The sequence below is a fragment of the Streptomyces sp. NPDC005799 genome (assembly GCF_040630525.1).
Lineage (GTDB): Bacteria > Actinomycetota > Actinomycetes > Streptomycetales > Streptomycetaceae > Streptomyces > Streptomyces griseorubiginosus_B.
This window is the reverse complement of record NZ_JBEXXQ010000046.1, coordinates 24397-43557: the sequence shown is the minus strand read 5'-3', so window position 1 is coordinate 43557 and position 19161 is coordinate 24397. Positions and strand designations below refer to the sequence as shown.

The following is a 19161-nucleotide window of genomic DNA, read 5'->3' as shown; positions in this document are numbered from 1 at the left end:
GCATGGCGCTGTTCGACACTCTCGAGGCGCTGGGGCGCCAACTCTCCTTCTATGGCCGCTCATTGGCCTGGACGGGCCGCACGCTGCGGCGCTACAAGAAGGAGATCCTGCGGCTGCTCGCCGAGGTGAGCTTCGGCCGCGGCGCCCTCGCGGTCGTGGGCGGCACGGTCGGCGTCATCGCGTTCCTGTCGTTCTTCACCGGGACGGAGGTGGGCCTGCAGGGATACGCCGCGCTGAACCAGCTGGGCACCTCCAATTTCGTGGCGTTCCTGTCGGCGTACTTCAACACTCGGGAGATCGCACCCCTGGTGGCCGGACTCGCGCTCTCCGCGACCGTCGGCGCGGGCTTCACCGCCCAGCTCGGCGCGATGCGGATCAGCGAGGAGACCGACGCCCTGGAGGTCATGGGCGTGCCCTCGCTGCCGTTCCTGGTGACCACGCGGATGATCGCCGGTTTCGTCGCCGTGATCCCGCTGTATGTGATCGGCCTGCTGTCCTCGTACCTCGCCGCCCGCACCATCACCACCGGTTACTACGGCCAGTCGGCGGGCACCTACGACCACTACTTCTCCCAGTACCTGCCGCCGGTCGACGTCCTGTGGTCCTTCGGCAAGGTACTCGTCTTCGCCGTCCTGATCATCCTCGTGCACTGCTTCTACGGCTACTACGCGAGCGGTGGCCCGGCGGGCGTCGGCGTCGCGGTGGGCCGCGCGGTGCGGACCTCGATCGTGGCGATCAACGTCCTCGACTTCTTCCTGTCGCTGGCGATCTGGGGCGCCAACACGACCGTACGGATTGCGGGGTGACGCGTATGAGGGTAGTGAGACTGCGGTTGTACGGCGTGGTGTTTCTTGCCGTCCTCGCACTGTTGCTGTCGCTGTCCGTCGCGGTGTATCAGCAGGCGTTCACCCCGGTCGTGCGGATCAAGCTGGAGGCCGACGGCCTCGGCAACCAGCTCGACCCGCACGCCGACGTCAAGCTGCGCGGCCTGCTGGTCGGCGAGGTGCGCTCGGTGCACGCCGACGGGACGAAGGCGACGCTCGACATCGCGCTCAAGCCCCAGTACGTCGCCGACATCCCCTCCGATGTGCGGGCACGCCTGCTGCCGAAGACGCTGTTCGGCGAGAAGTACGTCGACCTGGTCGCGCCCGCGGACACCTCGGCCCGGTCCATCCGCGCCGGCGACGTCATCACCCAGGACCGCACCCGCGTCGGCATCGAGGTGCAGCAGCTGATGAACGACCTGCTGCCGCTGCTGCGGACCGTGCAGCCCGGCAAGCTCAACGCCACGCTCTCCGCTTTCGCCACCGCCCTCGAGGGCCGCGGCGACCGGATCGGCGACAACCTCACACGCGTGGAGGTCTATCTGCACCGCCTCAATCCCCATCTGCCGTCCCTCACCGAGGACTTCGCCCGTCTGGCCGACGTCGCGAAGGTGTACGGCGATGCGGCCCCCGACTTGATGGACATCCTGCGCAACACCGTCACCACCAGCCGCACGCTGGTCGAGGAGCGGGACCGGCTCGCGACCGCGCTCACCACGACGGCGACGGTCGCGGACACCGCGGACGACTTCCTCGACGCGAACGGCGACCGGCTGATCACCCTCGGCCGGGTCTCCCGCCCCACCCTGGAACTCTTCGCCCGCTACTCCCCCGAGTACCCGTGCCTCCTGGCCGGCTTGGTCCACGAGGAACAGGTCTCCGATCAGGCATTCCGGGGCGGCAGGATGCACATCACGCTCGAAGCCGTCCGACAGCGGGGCGCCTACCAGCCCGGGGAAGAGCCGCATTACGGCGAGCACTCGGGGCCGAACTGCCGTGATCTGCCCAGCCCGCATGTGCCGTCCCCCGGAGCGCACCTCAACGACGGCTCGAAGCAAGACAGTTCGTCCCTGCCCGGCGTCTCCGCCACCCGGGCCGAGCAGCGGGCTGTCGGATCGCTGGTGTCGCCGGTGATGGGCGTGCCGGCCGACGAGGTGCCGCCGGTCGCGACCCTGCTGTTCGGGCCGATGGCGCGCGGGACGGCGGTGAGTGTGGCATGAGGACCACCCCGGCGCGGCAGACCGCGGCCCCCCTCGTCAAGTTCAGCGTCTTCGCGCTGGTCACGATCGCGGCGACGGCCCTGTTGGCCGCCACCATCGTCAACGTCTCCTTCACCCCTGAGCGCACGTATCGTGCCGTCTTCAGCGATGTCACCGGCCTGGAGAAGGGCGACGACATCCGGGTCGCCGGGGTGCGGGTCGGCGAGGTCGAGGGCATCCGGATCAAGGACCGGACGCTGGCGGAGATCACCTTCACCGTCGGCGCGGACCGGCCGCTGCTCACCAGCACCCATGCGGTCATCCGCTACCGCAACCTGGTCGGACAGCGCTACGTCGCCCTGACCGAGGGCGCGGGCGACGGCACCCGGCTGAGGCCCGGGGCCACCATCCCGCTGAAGCGCACGCAGCCCGCGCTGGACCTCAACGCCCTGCTGAACGGCTTCAAACCGCTGTTCGCCGCGCTCAGCCCGCAGGACGTCAACCAGCTCGCCACCGAGATCATCAAGACGCTGCAGGGCGAGGGCGGCACCGTCAACAGCCTTCTGGTGCACACGGCTTCGCTCACCACGACGCTCGCCGACCGCGACAAGCTGATCGGCTCGGTGATCGACAACCTCAACACCGTGCTGGGGACGCTGGACAAGCGCGGCACCCGCTTCTCCGGGCTGCTCAAGCAGCTGCGGCGGGTGATCTCCGGACTGTCCGCAGACCGCAAGCCGATCGGCGAGTCGCTGGTGAACATCGGCGATCTGACGGACGCCACCTCGGGGCTGCTCACGGACGCGCGGCCGCCGCTGAAGACCGACATCGCCCGACTGACCGATCTCACCGCGACGTTGAACGACAACGACAAGACCGTGGAGGGCGTGCTGAAGCGGCTGCCGAACAAGCTCAACGCACTGACGGGGACCGCGTCGTACGGCTCGTGGTTCAACTTCTATCTCTGCGACTTCGACGGCCGGATCGTGCTGCCGAAGACGATGCAGGTGCTGAGCCCCGACATGCACGTGGCGAAGGCGAGGTGCGGATCGTGACGCGCAAGCAGCGCCCAAAGCCTCTGATGAAGGTGCGCATCGACCCGCCGAAGCTGCCGACCCTGCGGCTCCCCCGTCGGGCACCTCGCCGTAGCAGACCGGAACCCCTGATGAAGGTCCGCATCGACCCGCCGAAGCTGCCCAGACCACGGCTTCCCCGGCGTGCACCACGCCCCGGCAAGCCGCAGCCGAAGCCTCAGCCGATGATGAAGGTCCGCATCGACCCGCCCAGGCTCCCGCGCATACGGCTCCGGCGCCCCCGCCTGATCCCCTTCCGCGAGCGCAACCCGGTCGTCATCGGTGCCGTGGGTCTCACCGTCCTGGCGCTGCTGACGGTGGCCGCGTTCAATGCCGACAGCCTCCCCTTCATCGGTGACGGAAAGACGTACAGCGCGGCCTTCTCGGAGGCCGGCGGTCTCAAGCCCGGCGACGAGGTGCGGATCGCCGGAGTGAAGGTCGGCAAGGTCAAGGACGTCGACCTGGACGGCGACCACGTCAAGGTGACCTTCAAGGTCAAGGGCGACCCGGCTTTCGGCACGCAGACCGGTGCGTCGATCCGGGTCAAGACGATCCTCGGCGCGAAGTACCTGGCCCTGCAGCCGAAGGGGCCGGGCCAGTTGAGCCCCGGCAGCGAGATACCGCTGCGGCGCACGGTGGCGGCGTACGACGTCGTGCAGGCCTTCAGCGACCTCACCACCACATCGGAGAAGGTCGACACCGAGCAGTTGGCGAAAGCCCTGGACACCATCTCCACCACCTTCCAGGACTCGCCCGCCGAGGTACGCGCCTCCATCAAGGGCCTGTCGCGGATCTCCCGCACGGTGGCCTCGCGCGACAAGGCCCTCGGTGAACTCCTCGACCACGCCAACGGCACCACCGGTGTACTCGCTGACCGCTCCCAGGACTTCACCGCCCTCGTCAAGGACGGCAACAGCCTGTTCAAGGAGATCAGCAAGCGCGGTACGGCGATCCACAAGCTGCTGAAGACCTCGGCCACGCTCGGCATCGAGCTCTCCGGCCTGGTCGACGACAACGACAAGGAGATCGGGCCCGCCCTCAGGGGCCTGAACCGTGTGGTGCAGATGCTCGAACGCAACCAGTCCAGCCTGGATCGCAGCGTGAAGCTGCTCGCGCCGTACGTCCGGGTCTTCACCAACACCCTCGGAAACGGCCGCTGGTTCGACTCCTACGTCCAGAACCTCGTCGCCGCTCCGGTGGTCCCGAAGACGGGAGACGGACAGTGAGGAGGAACCTGGTTCTGGTCACCGTAGTGGCGCTGATCGCCGCGCTCACCTACGCGCTGTGGCCGCGCCCCGGGAAGATCCACGTCACCGCGTACTTCCCGCGCACCGTCGGCATCTACCCCGGCTCGGACGTCCGTGTCCTCGGCGTCCGCATCGGCGAGGTCCAGAAGATCACTCCCGAGGGCGGCAGGGTGCGCGTCGACTTCGAGTACGACGAGGGGCGCAAGGTCCCCGCCGACGCGAAGGCCGCGATCATCAACTCCTCGGTGGTCAGCGACCGTTACCTGCAGCTGCTGCCGGTGTACCGCAAGGGCCCGGTCCTGCACAACGGCGCCGTCATCCCCGAGAAGCGCACCGCCGTACCCGTGGAACTGGACCGCGTCTTCGACAGCCTGCACACCACGGCGGACGCCCTCGGCCCCAAGGGCGCCAACAAGGACGGCTCCCTGTCACGGCTGCTCGGGGTCAGCGCCGACAACCTCGGCGGACAGGGCGAGAACCTCAACCAGACGGTCCAGGACCTCTCGCAGGCGGTCACCACACTGTCCGACGGCCGCACGGACCTGTTCGGCACGGTACGGAACCTGCAGGTTTTCACGGCGGCGCTGGCGGCCGACGACAAGAGCGTGCGGTCGTTCAACACCAGCCTCGCCAAGGTCGCCGAGCAGCTCTCGGGCGAGCGCAAGGACCTCGCGGCGGCGCTCGCGAACCTCGCCACGGCGCTGGGCGACGTGTCCGCCTTCGTGAAGAAGAACAAGAAGTCGCTGACCTCGGACGTGAAGGGCCTCAGCAAGGTGACCAAGGTGCTCGTCACCCAACGGGCCGCGCTGAACGAGCTGTTGACGGTCGCGCCCGTCGGTCTGTCCAACCTGAACAACACCTACAACCCGTCCTCCGGCACCCTCGACACCCGCAACAACGCCCAGCAGGCCCAGGATCCGGCCTCGCTCCTGTGCTCCCTGCTCAGGACGACGGGCGACGAAGGCGGCAAGAACCCCGACTGCAGGGAGCTGACGAAACTCTTCGACTCCCTGCCCGAACCTCCCACGCAGGGCACCGCGGTGACGGGCACGACCGACAGGACGCTCGGCGGGATACTGGGGGCGAGCGCATGAGCATACGACGCACGGCGGGACCCTTCGCCTGGGCGGCGGTCGGCTCGCTGCTGCTGTCCGGCTGCGCGTTCAACGGCTGGTACGACGTCCCGCTGCCCGGCGGTGCCGCCGACGACGGGCACGCCTACCACGTCACCGTCGAGTTCCGCGACGTCCTGGACCTGGTGCCGCAGTCGGCAGTGAAGGTCGACGACGTGACCGTGGGCGCGGTCGAGAAAGTGCAGCTGGACGGCTGGCACGCGCGTGTACGGCTCAGGGTCGCCGACTCGGTGAAGCTGCCCGCCAACGCGGTCGCGGAACTGCGGCAGACCAGCCTGCTCGGCGAGAAGTACGTGGCGCTCGCCGCCCCGACCGGCACGCCCCCCGTGGGCCGGCTGCGCGACGGCGACCGCGTCCCGCTGTCCCGCAGCGGCCGCAACCCTGAGGTCGAGGAGGTGCTGTCCGCGTTGTCCGCGCTGCTCAACGGCGGTGGGGTGGCCCAGCTCAAGACGATCACCGTGGAGTTGAACAAGGCCCTGGACGGACGGGAGAACCGGGTCCGGTCGCTGCTGAACGAGCTGAACACGTTCGTCGGCGGACTGGACGAGCAGAAGGCGGACATCGTCCGCGCGATCAAGGCCGTCGACCGGCTCGCGGGGCGGCTCGGCAAGGAGAAGGTGACCATTGCCCAGGCCGTCGACACGATGCCGCCCGCGCTGAAGGTCCTGGCCGGCGAGCGGCGCGACCTGACGAAGATGCTCACCGCCCTGTCAAAGCTCGGCACGACCGGCACCAAGGTGGTCGAGGCCTCGCACGACGACACGGTCGCGAACCTCAAGAACCTCCGGCCGATCCTGCAGCAGCTGAACAAGGCGGGCAGCGACCTGCCCAACTCCCTGGAGCTGCTGACGACTTACCCGTTCCCGCGCAACGCCACGGAGGCGGTCAAGGGCGACTACGTCAACCTCCACCTCACCGCGGACCTCGACCTCGCGGACCTGTACGGAAACATGGCGGGCCGCAACTCCGGTGGGAACAGGGGTGGTTCGCAGCCACCGAGCACGCCCGACATGCCGGATCTCCCGAACGTCCCGAACGTCCCGGACCTGCCGAGCATCCCCACACCGACCGCGCTGCCGAGCACGCCGGGCCTGCCGACCCCCTCGGCCCCCTCGGGCGGCGGCGACGTGCTGTGCCCGCCCGTGTGCACAAGCGCCTACGCCACCGGCGCCCGCGCACCCGAGGGCATCGACCTCGCGCTCGCCGAGCTGATGCTGAAGGGGGTCCAGCCGTGATCACCCGTACCGTCAAGGCACAGTTGCTCGCCTTCGCCGCCGTCACCGCTGTCGGGGTGTCGTACATCAGCGCCGAGTACACCGGCCTGGTGGACAGCCTCCTGGACCGCGGCTACACCGTGCGGGCCGACTTCGCCGACTCCGGGGGCATCTTCCCGGGCGCCGAGGTCACCTACCGCGGGGTGCCGGTGGGCCGCGTGGGCTCGCTGGGACTGACCAGCGACAACGGCGTGTCGGTCGCCCTCGACATCAAACGCGGGGCGCCGCGCATCCCGGCGGACACCCTCGCCGTGGTCGCCAACCGCTCGGCGGTGGGTGAGCAGTACGTCGACCTGCAGCCGCGCACTTCGCACGGCCCGTACCTCCTCGACGGCAGCGCGATCCCGCGGGGCAGCACCCGGGTGCCGCTGCCCACCACCGACCTCGTCCTCAGCCTGGACCGGCTGGTGAACTCCGTCGGCCAGGACGATCTCCGGGGCACCGTCGACGAGTTGGGCAAGGCCTTCAACGGCACCGGCCCCGACCTGAGCCGGCTGGTGGACTCCGGCAACGCGCTCGTCGAGTCGGCATCCGACTCGCTGCCCCAGACGATCTCGCTGATCGAGGACTCCCGCAAGGTCCTCAAGACGCAGGCCGACCAGGGCTCGTCGATCAAGTCGTTCGCGCACGATCTGGCGCTGCTCACCCAGCAGTTGAAGTCGAGCGACGGAAACCTGCGCAAGCTGATCGGCAATGCCACGCCGGCCGCGCAGGAGGTCAACTCCCTGCTGAAGTCGACCGGCCCGCAGCTTTCGGTCCTGCTGGCCAACCTGATCAGCGGCGGCCAGGTCACACTGGCCCACCTGCCCGGCGTCGAGCAGTCACTCGTCACCTTCCCGGCGCTGGTCTCGGGCAGCTACACGGTCGTCCCGGGCGACGGAACCTTCCACTTCGGCCTTGTGGTGAACGCCGACGACCCGGCGCCGTGCACCCAGGGATACGGCACGCCCCGGCGGGACCCCTCGGACACCGCAACGCGCGCGGCGAACACCGACGCGCGCTGCACCGCCCCGCGCGGCAGCAAGACCTCGGTACGGGGCGCGCAGAACGCCCCCGGCGCACGCTCGGCTTCGGGCGGCGCGAACCAGGCGGCGTACGTCACGCCGTACGACCCGGAGACCGGCACCGCGACCGGCCCGGACGGAAGACCCGTCGAGATCGGCTCGACGGGCGGACAGCAGACGGTGTTCGGAAAGGAGTCGTGGCAATGGCTGCTCGTCGGTCCTATGGCCTGACCGTGAAGGAACTCGGCGGGAACGGGAAGGCACTCACGGTCGGACTCGTCGTGGCGACCCTCCTGACCACGGCAGCCGCTCTCTGGCTGAGCCTGCGCCTCCACGACCAGCACGAGAAGGACATGCGGCGCCAGGACATCCTGTCCGCCGCCCGCCAGTCAGCGCTGAACTTCACCTCGCTCGACTACCGGCACTACGACCGGGACAGCGCCAACGTCCTCGATGGCGCCACCGGCGACTTCAAGAAGCAGTTCAGCGCGCAGACCCAGGACCTGACCAAGCTCGTGGCCGAGAACAGGTCGGTCTCCGAGGGGCAGGTCCTCGACGCCGGCATCGTCCGCTCCGACGCGCACTCGGCCCGCGTCCTGGTGGTCGCCGACAGCAAGGTCACCAACACCGCCGTGCCCAAGGGGGAGACACGCACCTATCGGCTGCAGCTCGACCTGGTCCACCGGGCCGGGCGCTGGCTGACCTCCGACGTCGAGTTCGTGGGCTGACCCGCACCACCGGTCACGCACCACCAGTGAGGAGTACGACGATGGCGAACCCCACAGCCCGCAGCCGCGCAATGAACGCGGCCGCCCGTGCGGCGGCCAAGCGCACCCGGCGGGTCGAGGACCCGAAGCAGCCCGAGGAACCCCTCACCGGGCGCACCCTGACGATCGACCCGCCGGCCGCGGACGGCTGGGAGGACCCGCCGGAGCCGTCACCCGAGGACCTGACGGACGAGGCGCCGACCCGCCCGTCCCGGCGGTGGCTGCTCACCGCGGTGCTCGGCGCCCTCCTCGTCATGGGCCTGGTCGCGGTCTCAGTGCTCGGCTGGCAGTACGGGCAGGAGCGGCATGCCGAGAGCGCCCGGGCGCAGGCTCTGACGGCCGCGCGCAAGGCGGCGCCGGTCGTGCTGTCGTACGACTACCGGCATCTGGACCGCGACTTCACCCGGGCGCGTGATCGGCTGACCGGGCACTTCCGGGACGAATACGGGAAGACGACGGCGAGTGTGGTCGGGCCGACGGCGAAGAGGTACCACGGGGTGGTGAAGGCGTCGGTCACCGCGGCCTCCGTCGTTTCGGCGGCACCGGACAGGGTCACCGTCCTGCTCTTCGTCAACCAGGTCACGCAGAGCACCCAGGTCTCGGGCTCGCGCCTGGACCTGAACCGGGTGCGGATGACGATGAGCCGTACCTCCGACGGTTGGAAGGTGATCGCGTTGGACGCGCTCTGAGCAGCCTCTTCGGCCCGCCCCCGCGCCCTCCGCGCGGGGGCATTCATGTGTGCGCTTTCCTCACCGCAGGCAGTCTGCCATCAATGGTGGTGGCGGCTGCCCCGTGTTCACCGTGGTGGCGACGCGGCTGCACGGCACCCGGCGGCCGAAGAACATCATGGGCGCCTGCACCAACGGCCTGGCCGCCGTCACCGGCTCACTCACCCCGGGCAAGAAGGCCGACCTGCTGGTCATCCAGGCCGAGGACCTCAACAGCATGCCGCTCGACGACCCGATCGGAACCGTGCTACTGGGCTCCGACGCCCGCAACATCAGCGCCGTACTCATCAACGGCGAGCCCCGCAAATGGAACGGCCACGTGCTCGACGTCGACCTGTCCGCTCTGCGCAGCGAGGTCAACGCCTCGCGCGAGTATGTGCTGAACACCCCGCCCCCGGCGGGCCCTCGGCCGATCGTGGCGCGCGCCATCGCACGGGGGGCTACCAGACGTCGCTTTGCCCCTCCGGCAGCTGATCACCCGGGCCACAACGGCCGGGTCCGCATAAACCCCTCGCAGTGCTGGATCAAGTTCAAGCCGTGCATGGCCCAAGCCCAGGGCTGGTTGAACCCCAGGGCCCGCGCGGCAACTGAAAGCACGCGGGTACGTCACTTTGGTGAAACACGCGGCTCCTACCCTGATTGAACCGGTTGGTTCAATCAGGCTTCGTTCCGGGAACTCAGGAGGCGCCGTGCCGGACGTCAGCTCCGCAAGTTTCATCCCACGCAAAGTGAGCGGCCCACAGGAAGCGGCAGAGGTGCTCGCCGCCGAGGGCGCGGCCATCGTCACCGGGCTGGCGGACGAGGCGAAGGCGGTCGCGATGGGCCACGCGATCATGGGGGACCGGGCTGTGCGCTGCGGCACCCAGTTCGAGGCGACGAAGGAGAACGCCCGGGTCGAGGCGATGAAGATGAAGGCACAACCCGCCGACAGGCGCGGCCGCAAGCGCGATGCCAGCGGCTCGTCCGAGGAGCGGATGGTCGCCCACAACGACGGCTTCGCTTTCGGTGACTACGCCCCCGACCATCTGTTCCTGTGGTGCGAGCGGCCCGCGGCCAGCGGCGGCGACTCCTTCCTGATCGACACCTCCCGGCTACTGGACCTGCTGGCCGCTGTTCCCGCCAGCGCCGCGCTCGCCGACTTCTGCCGGACTGTCGACATCGACCACTCCGAGCCCAACTACCCGCAGCACGGCTTTTCGCCGATCGTCCGGCGGACCCCATCGGGCCGCTTCCAGGGCCGTCACCATCCCTATCTCGCGCCGGTCGAGGGCCCCTTGGAGCCGGAGCACTGGACGTATGTGCGCGCCTGGCAGGAGGCGGTCACCGCGGCCCGTGACAGCGGGCCGATGTTCCGGGTGGGCCCGGGTGAGATGATCTGCATCGACAACTATCGGGTGCTGCACGGCAGGGACGGGTACAGCGACCCGCTGCGCAAGGTCTGTTCGATCTGGGGCTGGAGCCAGGACGCGGTCGCGGTCCCGGACGGTCCGCTGGACATTGTCGTCCCCCGGATCCCGATGGCATCTTGAAACCCGTCGTTCCAGGGAGATGTGACGGACTATCAGGATCCGGGAACGGCGGCGGCCGCCGCCGCCCGCCGGGCGATCGACTCGGCGGCGGACGCGATCACCCGATCGGTCCCCGCCCGGTCGCCCGAGGTGATCAGGTCCAGTTGCAGGCCGCGCCACAACGCGACCAGTTCCTGGGCCAGGTCGTCCGCGGCGGCCGTCGGCACGCCGCCGCCGTGCAGCGAGGCCGCGAGTTGTTCGCGCCACTCGCTGCCCACCGACCCCAGGAAACTGTCGAACCGGCCGCGTTGGTGCGCGGCCAGGCCCAGCACCTCGAAGAACGTCCGGTGGAACGGCAGGTTCTCGTCTGCCGCCACAGCGTCCCAGGCCGCGGTGATCCGCTCGCGCAGCGGGCGCAGCTGGTCGTCCATGATGACGAACGCCTGGCTGAGAACCGGGAAGCGCCCGCTCGCCTCGGCCAGCGCGGCGGTGATCAGCTCCTCCTTGGACCCGAAGTAGTAGAGCAGCATGCGATTGTTGGTGCCGATCGCGCTGCCGAGCTTGCGCAAGGTCAAGTCCGCGACGCCGTGCTCCAGGACGTAGTCCGCGGTCAGCCTCAGCAGGCGACCACGTTCGGACAGGGCCGGGGTATCGGGCATGGCCGGCACATTACCCGCAGCTCAATGGGCGTGACCGAGCGGCTCGGGGTCCGACGGGACACTCAGGACACGGCCGCCATTCCGCTACCGCGCCGGCATCAGCGCCCAGGCGCTCTCCTGGCCACGCACCACAACGGCGAGTCCGCTTCCGGGGGGAATGCGACCACCACAACATCGGTGCCCCGTGGGCGAGTGTCGCGGTCCTGGGTCATCGGGGCCATTCCCATGCTTCCGAGGCACTGACAACAGCATTGCCTCCCGCGATTCCGCGGGTGCTCGCCGCCCCGGGCGAAAGCCGGGCATGGAATCCGTAAGTAACAAACACGGAATGACCGGGCAATCTCCGTGCGCCAGTCTCGGCTTGGTCGTCCGGCGACAGACAGTCGGTACTGAGCACGGAGGGATGCGCGATGAGCTTTGTCAGCGCGTGCAGCACGGACCTCCGGTGCCGTGCCCACCAGTCGGCCTGGACGCGTGGACGCGTGGCGCACGGTTCACATCCGGAGGCCGAGGGCTCTCACAACTGACCCCGTGCCGATGACCGCGGCCGGTGTCCTGCCCGGTCTGCGGTTCCACGGTGCCTCAGGCCCGGGAACGGCTTGTGGCCGCACTCTTCCGCCTCGCAGGTGTCCCACGCCGTCGTCCTGGCGCGCGCCTGACAGGTGTCCATGTGGCCGTTCCTATCCGCGCTACGCAGAAGGATTTCGCATGACCGCTGCTCCACCCCAGCCTGCTCTGCCCCGGGACTGCACGTTCGATGCCGACGACTGGGCGATCCTCGCCCAGCACTGGTATCCGGTCGCCCTGTCGAGCGAGATCGGCGACGCCCCGGCCGCCGTGCGCCTGCTCGACGAGACTCTGGTGGCCTATCGAGTGGACGGCAGCGTGGTCGTGGCCCACGACATCTGCCCGCACCGCGGGGTGCCGCTGAGCCTCGGCCGCAGCGAGGGGAACGGCATCACCTGCGCGTATCACGGGCTGCGGTTCGGCGAGGGCGGGCGGTGCGTGCAGGTGCCGGCCCATCCGGAGTCGAAGATCCCGTCCCGGCTGAACCTGCGGACCTACCCCGTCGTCGAGCGGTATGGGTTGGTATGGACCTGCCTGCGCCCCGAGCCCGGCGCGGCCCCGGTGATCCCTGCCATGGCCCACTGGGACGAGGCGGGCTTCCAGCAGATCAACTGCCCCTGGATCGACATCGCCGCCTTCGCCGGGCGCCAGGTCGAGGGCTTCCTCGACGTCGCCCACTTCGGCTTCGTCCACCTCGACTCCTTCGGCGACCCCGGCAACGTGGAGGTTCCCGACTACAGGCCGGTACGCCACCGGTACGGCCACTCCGTCGACTACTGGAGCACCGTCAGCAACTACCCGCACGGCACCAAGCAGGCCCCGCCCGGCTTCCGGTGGCTGCGCCACTTCGACGTGCACCTGCCGTTCACGGCCACGCTTGTCGTGCACTTCCCCGACGGCGGGCTGCTCAACATCATGAATGCCGCCTCCCCCGTCTCCGCCCGCCAGACCCGCATGTTCGCGCCCATCGCCCGCAACTTCGACACCGACCAGCCAGTCCAGGAGGTATACGACTTCAACCGCACGGTCTTCGAGGAGGACCGCGCCGTCGTCGAGGTCCAGAAACCCGAGAACCTCCCCCTCGACCCGAGACTCGAAGTCAACATCCCCGCCGACCGCAGCTCCATCGCCTACCGCCGCGGCCTGCGCGACCTGGGCCTGAGCCACTTCTTCACCGCGTAAGGGCCCGCCGTGCAGAGACTCGACGTCATCGTCCACACGATCTCCCTCGCCTCCGGCACCAGCCGCGGTTACGAACTCAGGGCGGCGGACGGCGGGGCCCTGCCGTCATTCGAGAACGGCGCCCACATCGACGTTCATCTCGGGCCCGCCCTCGTCCGTCAGTACTCCCTGTGCACCTCCCCCCGGGAAAGGAACCGTTACCTGAGCTGCGTACGGCGCGACGACAGCAGCCGGGGCGGCTCCCGCACCCTGCACCGCGACTTCACCGTGGGCCGACGGCTGCGGATCTCTCCCCCGCGCAATCACTTCCCGCTCGTGGCGGCCGGGCATCATGTGCTCCTCGCGGGCGGTATCGGCATCACAGCCCTGCTGTCGATGGCCGAAGCCCTGGCCGCGCGGGGAGCGTCGTTCGTCCTGCACCACTACACCTCCAGCGCGGCGGAGGCCCTCCTGCTGGAGTGGCTCCAGACCTCCGCTGTCGGCGAGCGTGCAGTGGTCCACCACAGCGACCGGGGGGACACCGTCCGCGCGGGGCTGCCCGCCGAACTACAGGTCCCGGAACCGGACGCGGCCATCTATGTCTGCGGGTCCGACGGCTTTATGACCCACGTCGTGGCCGAGGCGACCGCAGCGGGCCGGCACCCCGGGCAGCTTCACTCCGAACGCTTCGCCCCTGCGGCTCCGCCGTCCGCCGAAGCCGGAGACGGAGCGAAAGCCGGAGACCGAGCGAAACCCGGAGACGGAGCGAAAGCCAAAGTCGCCACCGCATTCACCGTACGGATCGCGAGCCCCGGCACCGGTTATCGCGTCCCCGCCGACCGCACCATCGCCGGGGTCCTCACCGCCCACGGCGTCGAGGTCGAGCTGTCCTGCGAGCAGGGCATCTGCGGTGCCTGCCTCACCCCCTGTCCTGGCCGGCGAACCCGACCACCGCGACGGGGTCCAGACCCCGGACGAGCGCGCGGCCGGCGACCGGATCACAGTCTGCTGCTCCCGCGCCCGCACCCCCGAACTCCTCCTCGGTCTCTGACCCGGGATCCCTGATCCCGGGCCGCCGCCCGACCGGAGACCGGCCCGGCACCGTCCGGGCCTCGCCCCATCCACGTTCCACATGTCCGCCAGGAGCCGGTGCCGACCCGGCCAGTGAAAGGAAAGCGCGCCATGACCACAAGTACGAACAGTGACGACAGAGCGCTCGCCGCCACCGACCGCCGTCTCTTCCTCAGGCGGGGACTGCAACTGGGCGGTGCCGTACTGCTCGGCGGCCCGCTGCTCGCCGCGTGCGGCGGTTCCGACTCGTCGTCCTCTTCCTCCTCCCCCTCATCCTCCGGTTCCAAGAGTTTCGGTGAGCTGACGCTTCGGCTGTCCTGGATCAAGAACGTCGAGTTCGCGGGCAGCTACATCGCGGACAGCAAGGGCTACTACACGGACGAGGGCTTCTCGAAGGCCACGCTGATAGGCGGCGGCCCGTCCGCGACACCGATGGAGACGGACGTCGTCACCAAGAAGGCGCTCGTGGCGATCAGCGCCCCCGATATCACAGGCGCGGCCGTCGCCAAGGGCGCACCACTGAAGATCATCGGTGCGCAGTATCAGAAGAACCCGTTCTGCATCATGTCGATGGCCAAGGCCCCGATCGCCAAGCCGGAGGACATGTACGGCAAGAAGATCGGCGTCCAGGCGGGCAACGAGTCGGTGTGGGCGGCGTACATCAAGGCGACCGGGCTGGACGAGTCGAAGATCACGAAGGTACCGGTGCAGTTCGACCCGCTGCCCCTGACCCAGGGCACCGTGGACGGCTGGTTCTCCTTCGTGACGAACGAGCCGAACACGCTGCGTCTGAAGGGCTTCAAGGTCGCCACGATGCTGCTCGCCGACACCGGCTACCCGCTGGTCTCGGAGACGTACTGCGTCCGCCAGGACACCATCGACAAGCAGCGTGACCTGCTCAAGGCGTTCCTGCGCGCGGAGATCAAGGGCTGGAAGGCGAACATCGCCGACCCGGCGCTCGGCGCGAAGCTCGCGGCCGAGACCTACGGCAAGGGGCTCGGGCTGACGACCAAGGAGCAGACCCTTGAGTCCAAGGACGAGAGCGAGCTGATGGTGAGCGCCGACACCAAGAAGAACGGCCTGTTCACGATCACGCCGGAGCTGGTCAAGGAGAACCTCAAGACGCTGAAGTACGGCGGCCTCGACCTCACCGCCGCCAAGCTCTTCGACCTCTCGATCATCGAAGAGGTCTACAAGGAGGACCCCAGCCTCATCTGAGGCTCCGACGGTACCGGTGCGGCCCCGTCGGCCCGCCGGTACCGGCTTCCCACTACCCGCACCGCACACAGAGGTCATCTGATGAGTACCGCAGCAGCTGTTCCCGACGCCTCCGACGACCCCGGAAAACAGGCCGGCTCCGGCACCGGGCTGTCCCTGCGCGGGCTGAGCAAGGAGTTCAAGCTCGGCCGGCAGCGCGTACCCGCACTGGCCGGCGTCGACCTGGACACGGCCGAGGGCCAGTTCCTCACGCTGCTCGGGCCGTCGGGCTGCGGCAAGTCGACCGTACTGCGAATCCTCGCCGGTCTCGACAACCCCACCTCGGGTACGGCGCTCGTGCACGGCGAGGATCCGGAGGCGGCCCGCAAACGGCACCACCTGGGCATCGCCTTCCAGGACGCCGCACTGCTGCCGTGGCGCTCGGTGTCCGCCAACATCCGGCTCCCGCTGGAGATCAGCGGCATCAAGGCAGACCCGGCGGCGATCTCCGACCTCATCAAGCTGGTCGGCCTCGAAGGCTTCGAGAAGGCCCGCCCCGCCCAGCTCTCCGGCGGCATGCGGCAACGCGTCGCCATCGCCCGCTCGCTCGTCGTCGACCCCAAGGTGCTCCTGCTGGACGAACCGTTCGGCGCACTGGACGACATGACCCGCCAGCGACTCAACCTCGAACTCCAGCGCATCTGGCAGGCCCGCGCGGTGACCACCCTGCTGGTCACCCACTCCATCAACGAGGCCGTGCTGCTGAGCGACACCGTCGCGGTCATGTCGCCCCGTCCGGGCCGGATCGTGCAGAAGGTCACCATCGACCTGCCCCGTCCCCGCACACCGGAGATGATGCGCTCGCCCGAGTTCCATGCCTACGCCGACCAGTTGTCGGAACTCCTGTTCGGCCGCGCGGAAGCTCCCGCCGACGCCGCCGCAGAGCCCGCGGCGGAGACGTCATGAGTGCGCGCCGCTCGGCCTGGGCCGGAGGGGCCACCGGCATCGCCGCTCTGATCGGAGCGTGGTCGCTGCTGTCCACCACGGTCGTCGGCACCGCAGACGGTGTGCCCACCCCCTGGGCGGTCGTGGCGAGCGTGTTCGACGACGGCTGGACCTTCTACGGCCCGCACATCACACAGACCGTCGGCGAGGCCCTGACCGGCTATCTGCTCGGCAACGCACTGGCGGTGGGCCTGGCAGTGCTGGTCCTGCTTGTGCCCGTGCTGGAGCGGGTGATCACACAGATCGCGGTGGCCTCCTACTGCCTGCCGATCGTCGCGGTCGGCCCGATCCTGTCCCTCGTTCTGGACGGTGACAAACCGATGTCCGCGATGGCCGGACTGTCGGTCTTCTTCACCACTCTGATCGGTGCCCTGCTCGGACTGCGCTCGGCCGACCCGGCCTCGCTGGACCTGGTTCGAGCCTATGGTGGCGGCCGCTGGCATCAGATGCTGCGGGTCCGCCTGATCGCCGCGCTGCCCAGCACGCTGGCCGCACTCAAGATCGCCGGGCCGGCGGCGCTGCTCGGCGCGATCATCGGCGAGTACCTCGGCCGCGTCGACAACGGCCTCGGTATCGCCATGACCATCGCTCAGCAGCAGCTCGACGTGCCCCGCACCTGGGGCATCGCCCTGGTCTCGGGCGCGGTGGCAGGCGTCGCGTACGGGGTGGTCGGGCTGGTCGCCCGCTACGCCCTGCCGTGGTCGCGCACGACGACAGTGGAAGGCGGAGGCGCATGAACACCGCGACGGAGACGGGGACCAGGACGCAGACGGCCCCCGCGTTGCGCTTCGCGGCGGGCGTGCTGCGCCCGCTGCTGAACGTGATCGTGACGATGGCGGCCGTCATCGTCCTGTGGATCGTCTTTCTGAAGGTCTACGACCTGGACCCGCTGGTGGCCAAGTCACCGGTCGACATCTTCCACTACCTGTTCACGGGCGCGGACGCGAACGCCCACCGTTCCCTGGTCTCCTCCGGTCTGGGCCGCACGCTGCTCGACGCCGGGTCCGGCTTCGTGGCCGGGCTGGCGACGGCGGTAGGGGTGGCGGTTGTCTTCGTCCTGTCCCGGAGCGTCGAGCAGGCGCTGCTGCCGATGGCGGTCGTCCTGCGATCGGTGCCCCTGGTGGCGATGACCCCGCTCATCACCCTCGTCTTCGGACGGGGCCTGATGGCCACCACCGTCATCAGCGGCCTGGTCGTCTTCTTCCCCGCCCTGGTCACCATGACCTTCGGCCTGCGCTCCGCGTCCCGCCAGGCGGCCGACCTGTGCCGCGCCTACGGCGCCGGTGACTGGACCGTCGCCCGCAAGGTCATGCTGCCCAGCGCGGTCCCCGCGTTCTTCGCCAGCGCCCGCGTCGGCGTCCCCGGAGCCCTGATCGGCGCGCTGCTCGCCGAATGGCTCTCCACCGGGCAGGGCCTCGGCTACGCCATGCTCAAGGACTCCTCCACCTTCGACTACGACCACCTTTGGGCGTCGGTCGCGGTCCTCACCGCGGTGTCCGCGCTCGCGTACAACATCATCGCGGCCGTCGAGACCGTCGCCCTGGCCCGCTTCGCGCCGAACATCCAGCAGGGCACCTGACATCCGGGGATCAACTCGGCTCAGATGCCATGCCAAGGACCGACGGCCTTCGTCGCTGATAGCTTCGCGTCCGTGATCGTGTATCCGCTGTGGCATGTGGGCCACAAGAACCAGGCCGGCGACGACGGCTCGACAGTGCACGTCGATGAAAGCGGCGTGTTCTGCGACGAGGCGGACGGCGACGACGTAAAACTGCTCGGCATCTACTCAACCCCCGAACGGGTTGAAGAGCGAAGGTGTCAGGCTCGGCTGCTGCCAGGCTTCCGCGATGAACCGGAGTGCTTCCACTTCGACGGCTATGAGCTTGATGAGGACCATTGGGCTGAGGGCTTTGTTCGACTTCCGCCGGGCGAGTAGGCCGGTGGGCACAGTCCGGTGCGATGCCGTTTCCGTGGTCACTTGTCGTGCTCCCTGGTCTGAAGTCCAGGGAGCACGTCAAAAGCCCATAGGATGACCGCAGTGTTCCCGGGTGATTCATCGTCTCCAAGTGACCGGACGGCGGCGGTCTCTCGGGTGCGCCGGAGGGAAACGTCAGACGCAACGACTGTCATGGCGGTGATTCTTTGCCCTCGCGCATAGCCCTCGTCGGTGCCGGCCGAATGAGGACACCTCTGTGTGGAGGCTTCGTTTCGGGGGGCCACACGGTGACCGTTTCCGATCTGCGTCCCGAACGGGAAGAAGTGGTGCGCTCGTTGGGTGCGAACTGGGTGCCCTCCGTCCCGATCACCGCAGCCGGGGCGGATGTACTGGTCACCGTGGTTCCTGGACCCGATGAGGCTGCGGCAGCTCTTCCGGATGCCGTGTTCGCCGCCCTGGCCCCTGGGGCGGTGTGGATCGACATGACGAGCAACGCCCCCGCAGCCGCGCGGGAGCTGCGGGATCGAGCCGGGGACCACGGCGTCGATGTCCTCGAAGCGCCCATGGGCGGCAGTCCGGACGACGCCGAACACGGGCGCCTGCGGCTGTTCGTGGGCGGTTCTGCTGAAGTCCTGGACCGGTGCAGGCCGCTGTTGGCGGCGGTGGCGCCATCGGACCGGATCCGCCACATGGGCGGCCCGGGAACCGGTCCCGGCGCGCACCGAAGGTGCGCTGAGCCGCTGACCCGCGTGGTCCAGGGACTCCGCTCGCTGGGACATGGGAGTGGCCATTGAACGAACAACGGCGA

At 69.2% G+C, this 19161-nt stretch carries 19 protein-coding genes and 1 pseudogene; 19 read left to right on the top strand and 1 reads right to left on the bottom strand.

Annotation, left to right across the window (positions count from 1 at the left end):
* The first annotated feature begins 2 nt into the window (after positions 1-2).
* The 11 genes and pseudogenes from ABZ453_RS35925 to ABZ453_RS35875 all read left to right on the top strand — a co-directional run bounded on the left by ABZ453_RS35925 (position 3) and on the right by ABZ453_RS35875 (position 10778).
* Positions 3-806 (top strand): ABC transporter permease, encoded by an 804-nt coding sequence (locus ABZ453_RS35925; RefSeq protein WP_249839090.1) that lies wholly within the window; start codon positions 3-5, stop codon positions 804-806.
* 5 nt (positions 807-811) lie between these two features.
* Positions 812-2044: an MCE family protein gene (locus tag ABZ453_RS35920; protein ID WP_359021776.1), complete on the top strand. Its 1233-nt coding sequence runs from the start codon at positions 812-814 to the stop codon at positions 2042-2044.
* The gene (locus tag ABZ453_RS35915) at positions 2041-3078 is read left to right on the top strand and encodes an MlaD family protein (protein ID WP_359021774.1); all 1038 of its coding nucleotides are present in this window, start codon (positions 2041-2043) and stop codon (positions 3076-3078) included. Before ABZ453_RS35920 ends, ABZ453_RS35915 begins: the two co-directional genes overlap by 4 nt.
* Before the next feature lie 203 nt (positions 3079-3281).
* Positions 3282-4322 carry an MCE family protein gene (locus ABZ453_RS35910; protein WP_359021772.1) on the top strand — a complete coding sequence of 347 codons (1041 nt, stop codon included), beginning with the start codon at positions 3282-3284 and terminating at the stop codon, positions 4320-4322.
* 8 nt (positions 4323-4330) lie between these two features.
* A complete protein-coding gene (locus ABZ453_RS35905; protein ID WP_359021843.1) occupies positions 4331-5437 on the top strand; it encodes an MCE family protein in 1107 nt (368 codons plus the stop codon).
* A complete protein-coding gene (locus tag ABZ453_RS35900; RefSeq protein ID WP_359021770.1) occupies positions 5434-6711 on the top strand; it encodes an MCE family protein in 1278 nt (425 codons plus the stop codon). Before ABZ453_RS35905 ends, ABZ453_RS35900 begins: the two co-directional genes overlap by 4 nt.
* On the top strand, positions 6708-7985 hold the full coding sequence (locus ABZ453_RS35895; RefSeq protein ID WP_359021768.1) for an MlaD family protein: 1278 nt from the start codon (positions 6708-6710) through the stop codon (positions 7983-7985). Before ABZ453_RS35900 ends, ABZ453_RS35895 begins: the two co-directional genes overlap by 4 nt.
* The gene (locus tag ABZ453_RS35890) at positions 7958-8482 is read left to right on the top strand and encodes a hypothetical protein (RefSeq protein ID WP_359021766.1); all 525 of its coding nucleotides are present in this window, start codon (positions 7958-7960) and stop codon (positions 8480-8482) included. The genes ABZ453_RS35895 and ABZ453_RS35890 overlap by 28 nt, the downstream gene beginning before the upstream one ends.
* 41 nt (positions 8483-8523) lie before the next feature.
* The gene (locus tag ABZ453_RS35885; RefSeq protein ID WP_359021764.1) at positions 8524-9210 is read left to right on the top strand and encodes a hypothetical protein; all 687 of its coding nucleotides are present in this window, start codon (positions 8524-8526) and stop codon (positions 9208-9210) included.
* A gap of 160 nt (positions 9211-9370) precedes the next feature.
* A pseudogene (locus tag ABZ453_RS35880) lies at positions 9371-9640 on the top strand (amidohydrolase); the annotation flags it as partial.
* A gap of 337 nt (positions 9641-9977) precedes the next feature.
* Positions 9978-10778, top strand: coding sequence for a TauD/TfdA family dioxygenase (locus ABZ453_RS35875; RefSeq protein ID WP_359021762.1), 801 nt, complete (start codon positions 9978-9980; stop codon positions 10776-10778).
* A gap of 32 nt (positions 10779-10810) precedes the next feature.
* Here ABZ453_RS35875 and ABZ453_RS35870 read toward each other — a convergent pair whose 3' ends face one another.
* Positions 10811-11416, bottom strand: coding sequence for a TetR/AcrR family transcriptional regulator (locus tag ABZ453_RS35870; RefSeq protein WP_359021761.1), 606 nt, complete (start codon positions 11414-11416; stop codon positions 10811-10813).
* A gap of 708 nt (positions 11417-12124) precedes the next feature.
* On the opposite strand from ABZ453_RS35870, the gene ABZ453_RS35865 reads away from it, so the two are divergent.
* From ABZ453_RS35865 to ABZ453_RS35830, 8 genes are all read left to right on the top strand, one after another.
* Positions 12125-13165, top strand: a complete 1041-nt coding sequence (locus ABZ453_RS35865) for an aromatic ring-hydroxylating dioxygenase subunit alpha (protein ID WP_359021759.1) — start codon at positions 12125-12127, stop codon at positions 13163-13165.
* Positions 13166-13174: 9 nt separating this feature from the next.
* The gene (locus tag ABZ453_RS35860; RefSeq protein ID WP_359021757.1) at positions 13175-14209 is read left to right on the top strand and encodes a PDR/VanB family oxidoreductase; all 1035 of its coding nucleotides are present in this window, start codon (positions 13175-13177) and stop codon (positions 14207-14209) included.
* Positions 14210-14326: 117 nt separating this feature from the next.
* Positions 14327-15433 (top strand): ABC transporter substrate-binding protein, encoded by a 1107-nt coding sequence (locus tag ABZ453_RS35855; protein ID WP_359021755.1) that lies wholly within the window; start codon positions 14327-14329, stop codon positions 15431-15433.
* Positions 15434-15514: 81 nt separating this feature from the next.
* Positions 15515-16378 carry an ABC transporter ATP-binding protein gene (locus tag ABZ453_RS35850; protein ID WP_359021753.1) on the top strand — a complete coding sequence of 288 codons (864 nt, stop codon included), beginning with the start codon at positions 15515-15517 and terminating at the stop codon, positions 16376-16378.
* Positions 16375-17154, top strand: coding sequence for an ABC transporter permease subunit (locus ABZ453_RS35845; RefSeq protein ID WP_359021751.1), 780 nt, complete (start codon positions 16375-16377; stop codon positions 17152-17154). Before ABZ453_RS35850 ends, ABZ453_RS35845 begins: the two co-directional genes overlap by 4 nt.
* On the top strand, positions 17151-17996 hold the full coding sequence (locus ABZ453_RS35840) for an ABC transporter permease subunit (protein ID WP_359021749.1): 846 nt from the start codon (positions 17151-17153) through the stop codon (positions 17994-17996). Before ABZ453_RS35845 ends, ABZ453_RS35840 begins: the two co-directional genes overlap by 4 nt.
* Positions 17997-18068: 72 nt before the next feature.
* Complete coding sequence (locus ABZ453_RS35835; protein ID WP_359021747.1) at positions 18069-18353, top strand: hypothetical protein; 285 nt, start codon at positions 18069-18071, stop codon at positions 18351-18353.
* Positions 18354-18559: 206 nt separating this feature from the next.
* Positions 18560-19147 (top strand): NAD(P)-binding domain-containing protein, encoded by a 588-nt coding sequence (locus ABZ453_RS35830; protein WP_359021745.1) that lies wholly within the window; start codon positions 18560-18562, stop codon positions 19145-19147.
* Positions 19148-19161: the final 14 nt, after the last annotated feature.

What these genes read in the sequence shown, in the direction of transcription:
- ABZ453_RS35925 (WP_249839090.1), top strand. Translation starts at nt 3, where the DNA reads ATGGCGCTGTTCGACACTCTCGAGGCGCTGGGGCGCCAACTCTCCTTC.
- ABZ453_RS35920 (WP_359021776.1), top strand. Translation starts at nt 812, where the DNA reads ATGAGGGTAGTGAGACTGCGGTTGTACGGCGTGGTGTTTCTTGCCGTC.
- ABZ453_RS35915 (WP_359021774.1), top strand. Translation starts at nt 2,041, where the DNA reads ATGAGGACCACCCCGGCGCGGCAGACCGCGGCCCCCCTCGTCAAGTTC.
- ABZ453_RS35910 (WP_359021772.1), top strand. Translation starts at nt 3,282, where the DNA reads ATGATGAAGGTCCGCATCGACCCGCCCAGGCTCCCGCGCATACGGCTC.
- ABZ453_RS35900 (WP_359021770.1), top strand. Translation starts at nt 5,434, where the DNA reads ATGAGCATACGACGCACGGCGGGACCCTTCGCCTGGGCGGCGGTCGGC.
- ABZ453_RS35890 (WP_359021766.1), top strand. Translation starts at nt 7,958, where the DNA reads ATGGCTGCTCGTCGGTCCTATGGCCTGACCGTGAAGGAACTCGGCGGG.
- ABZ453_RS35885 (WP_359021764.1), top strand. Translation starts at nt 8,524, where the DNA reads ATGGCGAACCCCACAGCCCGCAGCCGCGCAATGAACGCGGCCGCCCGT.
- ABZ453_RS35870 (WP_359021761.1), bottom strand. Translation starts at nt 11,416, where the DNA reads ATGCCCGATACCCCGGCCCTGTCCGAACGTGGTCGCCTGCTGAGGCTG.
- ABZ453_RS35865 (WP_359021759.1), top strand. Translation starts at nt 12,125, where the DNA reads ATGACCGCTGCTCCACCCCAGCCTGCTCTGCCCCGGGACTGCACGTTC.
- ABZ453_RS35855 (WP_359021755.1), top strand. Translation starts at nt 14,327, where the DNA reads ATGACCACAAGTACGAACAGTGACGACAGAGCGCTCGCCGCCACCGAC.
- ABZ453_RS35850 (WP_359021753.1), top strand. Translation starts at nt 15,515, where the DNA reads ATGAGTACCGCAGCAGCTGTTCCCGACGCCTCCGACGACCCCGGAAAA.
- ABZ453_RS35845 (WP_359021751.1), top strand. Translation starts at nt 16,375, where the DNA reads ATGAGTGCGCGCCGCTCGGCCTGGGCCGGAGGGGCCACCGGCATCGCC.
- ABZ453_RS35840 (WP_359021749.1), top strand. Translation starts at nt 17,151, where the DNA reads ATGAACACCGCGACGGAGACGGGGACCAGGACGCAGACGGCCCCCGCG.